Annotated in this window: 6 protein-coding genes and 1 pseudogene; 3 read left to right on the plus strand and 4 right to left on the minus strand. The window is 69.8% G+C overall.

The features are described from left to right. The coding region (locus Q1N79_RS20220) for a flavin reductase family protein (protein WP_300611205.1) at positions 1 to 366 on the plus strand (366 nt) is incomplete at its 5' end. Positions 367 to 743: 377 nt separating this feature from the next. After that, entirely contained in the window at positions 744 to 1,694 is a 951-nt protein-coding gene (locus tag Q1N79_RS20225; RefSeq protein ID WP_300611207.1) for a hypothetical protein, read from the plus strand. Positions 1,695 to 1,754: 60 nt separating this feature from the next. On the opposite strand, the gene Q1N79_RS20230 is transcribed toward Q1N79_RS20225, so the two are convergent. Then, positions 1,755 to 2,543 carry a crotonase/enoyl-CoA hydratase family protein gene (locus Q1N79_RS20230; RefSeq protein ID WP_300611210.1) on the minus strand — a complete coding sequence of 263 codons (789 nt, stop codon included), beginning with the start codon at positions 2,541 to 2,543 and terminating at the stop codon, positions 1,755 to 1,757. Between the two features lie 39 nt (positions 2,544 to 2,582). On the opposite strand from Q1N79_RS20230, the gene Q1N79_RS20235 reads away from it, so the two are divergent. Further along, positions 2,583 to 3,515 (plus strand): 2-deoxy-5-keto-D-gluconate 6-phosphate aldolase domain-containing protein, encoded by a 933-nt coding sequence (locus tag Q1N79_RS20235; RefSeq protein ID WP_300611213.1) that lies wholly within the window; start codon positions 2,583 to 2,585, stop codon positions 3,513 to 3,515. Positions 3,516 to 3,651: 136 nt separating this feature from the next. Here Q1N79_RS20235 and Q1N79_RS20240 read toward each other — a convergent pair whose 3' ends face one another. From Q1N79_RS20240 to Q1N79_RS20250, 3 genes and pseudogenes are all read right to left on the minus strand, one after another. After that, positions 3,652 to 4,413 carry a cyclopropane-fatty-acyl-phospholipid synthase family protein gene (locus tag Q1N79_RS20240; protein WP_300611215.1) on the minus strand — a complete coding sequence of 254 codons (762 nt, stop codon included), beginning with the start codon at positions 4,411 to 4,413 and terminating at the stop codon, positions 3,652 to 3,654. Positions 4,414 to 4,518: 105 nt separating this feature from the next. Then, complete coding sequence (locus tag Q1N79_RS20245; protein WP_300611218.1) at positions 4,519 to 5,028, minus strand: NAD(P)H-dependent oxidoreductase; 510 nt, start codon at positions 5,026 to 5,028, stop codon at positions 4,519 to 4,521. Then, positions 5,025 to 5,253 (minus strand): annotated as a pseudogene (locus tag Q1N79_RS20250) (alkanesulfonate monooxygenase); the annotation flags it as partial. The pseudogene Q1N79_RS20250 and the gene Q1N79_RS20245, both read right to left, overlap by 4 nt.

Below are 5,253 nucleotides of genomic sequence, written 5' to 3' on the forward strand. Positions count from 1 at the left end.
GACCCGCCGCTGGTGCTTGTCTGCTTCGACCTGGGCAGTTCGACGCTGCGGGCGATCCGCGGCCACGGCGCGTTCGTGGTCAACGTGCTCGGCCACCGGCAGCGGCACCTGTCGGCCAACTTCGCCAGGCGCGGCCTGTGCGCGGCCTGGGACGGGGTGCGGCACCGCCGCGGCCTGACCGGCAGCCCGCGGCTGGACGGCGTGCTCGCGGTCGTCGAGTGCACGGTGGAGCACGCACTCCCTGGCGGGGACCACGAGATCGTCATCGGCCGCGTCCGGCACGTGGAAACCAGCGGCGACGGGACACGGCCGCTGGTGTTCTGGCGGGGCAGCTACGCCTCGCTCGGGGAGCAGCTGCCCGCCTAGCGCACCGGCTGTGCAGGCCGCTTGCGGCAGCTCCGGCTGCACAGGCGCCGGCGGCGCGTATCTGCCGGATCTGCATTCGCATCCGCACCAGTGCGCTCTCCGCTATCCGAAGATCGCGAAGACTTTTTTTATGGCGTAGACCTTTTGCACTCGTAGCTGCGAAAAGTCTTCGCGATCATGGCCGACGGCCTGGTGCGGGGCAGCTGGTGCCTGTGGTGCGCGCCGCCGGCGGCCCGGGAAAAAACAGCCCGGGCTAACCTGGCGTCGTGAGTGCGGGGGCGTTTGTACATCGGAGCCGGTCCCGGCCAAGGGGCCTTGGCCCGGCTCCTGCCCAGGAGGTGTCACATCCCCGTCGATGCGATTGAACAGGACGAACAATGACAGACGGCAACTTCCTGACAGGCGGCAGCGGTCTCATCGCCGTGGACAAGATCGGGAATCACGTGCTGTTCCTCAACCCGGTGACCTATGACACCGAGCTGACGCTCGACGGCTTCGCGCCCAGAGTGCACGAGCTGCTCATCTCCCCCGATCACCGCTTCGCGTACGTTCCTGTCTACGGTGACGGGATCCACGGGAACAATCCCCATCCCGGTCACCTTGTCGCCCGGTTTGACCTGCGGAAACGACGGCACGATGGTGACTTCAGCACGTATCCGTACCTGGCTCCGCACGGCCTGCGCTGGGGTGCCCGCGGCCAGCTGTACTGCGTGTGCGAGAACAGCGGCGTGGCGCTGGAGATCGACCAGGAAAGCGGCGAGATCGAGGACGTGATCGAGCTGGGCTCCAACAAGGCGCACCGTATCGAGGTGCTGCCGGACGGCAGCAAGCTGTACACCGAGAACGAGGAGGACACGTTCGGGACCGTCGTGGACCTGGTCACACGGCGGGTGATCAAGAAGATCCCCACGCCGAACGGCTCCGCCGGAGTCGGCATGTCTCCTGACGGGCAGACGGTCATCTACGTCGACGCCCAGGAGCCGCAGATCCTGGTGGTGGACACGGCCTCGGACGAGGTCCGCTCGACGATCAGGCTGGCCGGGCACGAGAAGGCGGCCCAGATCGCGCGCTACAGCCCCGACGGCAGGTACCTCGTCGTCACCAGCTTCGAGGCACCGCTGGCGACCGTGCTGTCCGCCGACCTTGCGTCACAGGCCCTGCTGCACCTCGGCCAGGGCCCGATGAACATGGCCTTCCACGAGGACGGGGAAACGGTAGTGATCGCCAATCACAACGAGGGGTCGCTGGCCGTGTGCAACCTAAAGCGCGGCGAGGTGCTGCGCACCGTGCAGGCGGGTGTCGGCGTGGAGACCCTGTCGTTCTTCTAGATCCGGTCGTGCCAGATCTCGATCGCCTCGACAATTCTGCTGACTACGACGCCGGCTCGCTCACTGAGCTGGCGGACCGCGGTCGAAGGTCCCGTGCCGACCCGCGCCTTCGGCGAACCGGGCGGCGCCTGCGCTGGCCTCGGTGACCAGCGCCGCGCGCCCGTGCGCGAACTCCGACGCCATCGCGGCGGCCTCGTCAAGGCCCTCGGCGTCCAGCACAGACGCGCGGTCGCTGCGCAGGCAGACCTGCGGGAACGCGGCAAGCCCGGCGGCCAGCTCCTGGGCGGCGGCCAGCGCCTGCCCGGCCGGCACGACGCGGTTGGCGAGCCCGATCGCGGCCGCCTCGGCGGCGTCGACCGCGCGTCCGGTGAGGATCATGTCCATCGCCCGGCTGGTGCCGATCAGCCGGGGCAGGCGCACCGTGCCGCCGTCGATCAGCGGGACGCCCCAGCGCCGGCAGAAGACGCCGAACACCGCGGTCTCATCGGCGACCCGCAGGTCGCACCACAGGGCCAGTTCCAGGCCGCCGGCCACCGCGTACCCGGAGACCGCGGCGATGACCGGCTTGGACAGCCGCAGCCGGCTCACCCCCATCGGCCCGCCGCCGTCGGGGCTGACGCGGTTGCCGCGCTCGGTGCCCATCGCGGTCAGGTCGGCGCCGGAACAGAAGACGCCGCCCGCGCCGTGCAGCACGGCAACGGCGGCGTCCGGATCGGCGTCGAACGCGCGGAAGGCCGCGGCGAGCTGGGCCGCGGTCGGGCCGTCGACGGCGTTGCGGCGCGCTGGGCGGTGCAGGAAGACGGTCGTGACCGCCCCCGACTTCTCGACGCGGACTGCCTGATCAGTCATTTCCGTTCTCCTCGCTGCCCGGCTGGGTAGCGTACAAGCATGACAGCCAACTCTGGGTGGCGGCCCCGGCACGACGATCCGTTGTTCATCCTGGCCATGGATCACCGCGAATCGTTCGGCAGGACCCTGTTCGATGTCAAGAACGACCAGCCGGACGCTGCCGAGGTCGCCGCCATGCGAGCTGCCAAGCACCTCATCTACGAAGGTTTGCAGGAGGCCCTGCCCGCGGTGACGTACGGGCGCATCGGGGTGCTTGTCGACGAGCGGTACGGGCAGAGCGTCATCGACTCGGTCCGCGGCAGCGAGCAGCCGCTGGTGCTTGCGGTGCCGGTCGAAGCCAGCGGCCACGAGTGGTTCACGCTGGAGTGGGGGCAGGAGTGGCGCAAGCACGTCGAAACGGTCCGCCCCGATTACTCCAAGGTGCTGGTCCGCGATAACCCGGACTTCGACCCCAAAGAGCGCGAAGGGCAGTTCGAGCGCCTCGCCGAGGTCAGCGCCGGGCTGCGCGGCATCGGCGTGCCGATGCTTTACGAGCTGCTCGTGCCGGCCACCGACGCCCAGCTTGCGCAGGCCGGCCAGGACGCGGCCAGGTACGACCATGACATCCGCCCCGGCCTGGTCACGCAGGTAATCGCGGACAACTACGCGCATGGCGTGGAGCCCGCGATATGGAAGGTCGAGGGCCTGGAGACCGTGGCGGCGGCGCGGCAGGTGGCCGGGCAGGCCAAGGCCGGCGGCCGGACAACGGACCTGATCGTCCTTGGCCGGGACGCGCCGGCCGACCGCCTCGATCACTGGCTCGAGGTGGCCTGCCAGGTCGAGGAGTTCGTCGGGTTCGCGATCGGGCGCAGCATCTGGGAGGACGCCGTGCGCGGCTACGCGGCGTCCGACCGCGGGGAGGCGGCGGCGGCCCGCGTACGCGACCAGGTCGCCGAGCGCTACCTGGGCTTCATCGCGCACTGGAAACGCTGACGCCGTGGTCCCTGGCGTGTGGCACACGCGGTTGCGGGCGGGCAGACGCCACCCTTCGTTCGGGATCCCTGGATGTGCCTGGCGGGGCTGGCTCCCGGTCCTGTGCTCGTGCGGGCTCTTCTGCGCGCCTGGGGTGTTACGGCAGCGGAATAAGCGTGAGGTAGGCCACACCCAGGAGCCCGCGGGATCCGCGGAGCCAGACGGACAGGTGATCGTCGGCCATCTTCCTGGTCTCGGCCGCCAGCGGGTGATCCTGATGGTCCGCGAGCCACTCCTCCACGTCCGCCATGGAACCGGACTCGAAGTCATCCCATTCCTGGAGGCTGGCGGTCTCGATCCATTCCGGCCGGAACCCGGCCATCATCGCCAGATCGATGAGCCCGGGCAAGTCGTAGTGATCCTGGGCAGTGATGCCAGGCCACACGGCGGCGATCTCGGCGGGGGTCGGCGGATGCTCCCAGAAGCATTCACCGACGAACACCCGTCCCCCTGGGTTGACCAGTCGGCGGAGCGCGGGCAGCGCATCGAGGGTGTGCTGCGGCGGCTTGGCCTCGCTGAGCGCGTGGGTGGCGCCGACACACAGGACCAAGTCGGCCGGCCCGCGCGCGGTGCCGACCGCGGACTCCTCGAAGAATGACACCCGCCGGGCGAGCCCGCGGGCCATCGCGCTGTCCCGGCCCCTGGCGAGATCGGCGTCGCTGAGGTCGATCCCTGTACCGACCGCGCCGGGGACGGTGGCGAGGATGCGGAGCATCAGCTCACCCCAGCCGCAGCCGACGTCCAGCACCGTGGCCGGGCGTGTCCTGGCGAGCCGGTCGACGATGCGTGCGGCTCTGCCCTCGGACAACGGGCCGTGGAACATGAGGCGGGTAAGGCGCGGCGGGAGGTCGTCAGTCATCACCGCGACCCTAGACTTCCCGGGCCCGTACGGACAATTCATTATTGTCATCCGCGTAACCAATAGATAGGCGCCGGTTATCCGGCTGCCGTTCGGGATAAGTGTTTAGCTTTCCAGCGAACGGATGATCAGCGGGGTGGCGGTGGCGGACCACCTGGCCACCACGGCGTCGAGCTCGGGGAGTTCCGGCTCGGTGACGTACAGGCCACGGGCCGGGACGGTCGCGGCGAGCTCCACGAGGACCGGGCGCAGGTGGACTTCGACGGCGAGCAGGTGGCCGGGCCAGCCGCCGGTCATCACCGGGACCGCCGTGACGCCGGCCAGCCCGTTGGAGCCGTAGCGGTCGAGGAACGCCTTGAGCATGCCGGTGTAGGACGCCTTGTAGGTGGGCGAGGCGAAGATCGCGACGTCCGCGCTCGCGACCGCCGCCGTCAGCCCGGACAGGACAGGATCCGACCAGTCGAACAGGCGGGCGGCGTGCTCGGTGAGGTCGATCTCCAGGCGGTCGGCCGGCGCGCCCAGGCCTGCGGCGATCGCGTCGGCGACGGCCAGGGCGACGGAGTGCGTGCGTGATTGCGGCTTGGGGTTGCCGGTGATGACGGCGATCGTCGTCATGGCGCGGTCACGTGCTCGTGGGTGGGGGCGAACGGGGTCAAGGTTTCTCCGTTTTCTGCTGGTGCCGGATGGGTCCAGAGGCCGCGGCGCGCCAGGATCGGGAGGACGGCCTCGCCGAACCAGTACGCCTCCTCCAGGTGCGGATAGCCCGAGAGGATGAACTCGCTGATGCCGAGGCTCGCGTATTCCGTGATGCGTTCGGCGACCTCGGCGTGGCTGCCGACC

This window comes from Trebonia sp., from assembly GCF_030042015.1.
GTDB lineage: Bacteria > Actinomycetota > Actinomycetes > Streptosporangiales > Streptosporangiaceae > Trebonia.

What these genes read in the sequence shown, in the direction of transcription:
- Q1N79_RS20225 (WP_300611207.1), top strand. Translation starts at nt 744, where the DNA reads ATGACAGACGGCAACTTCCTGACAGGCGGCAGCGGTCTCATCGCCGTG.
- Q1N79_RS20230 (WP_300611210.1), bottom strand. Translation starts at nt 2,543, where the DNA reads ATGACTGATCAGGCAGTCCGCGTCGAGAAGTCGGGGGCGGTCACGACC.
- Q1N79_RS20235 (WP_300611213.1), top strand. Translation starts at nt 2,583, where the DNA reads ATGACAGCCAACTCTGGGTGGCGGCCCCGGCACGACGATCCGTTGTTC.
- Q1N79_RS20240 (WP_300611215.1), bottom strand. Translation starts at nt 4,413, where the DNA reads ATGACTGACGACCTCCCGCCGCGCCTTACCCGCCTCATGTTCCACGGC.
- Q1N79_RS20245 (WP_300611218.1), bottom strand. Translation starts at nt 5,028, where the DNA reads ATGACGACGATCGCCGTCATCACCGGCAACCCCAAGCCGCAATCACGC.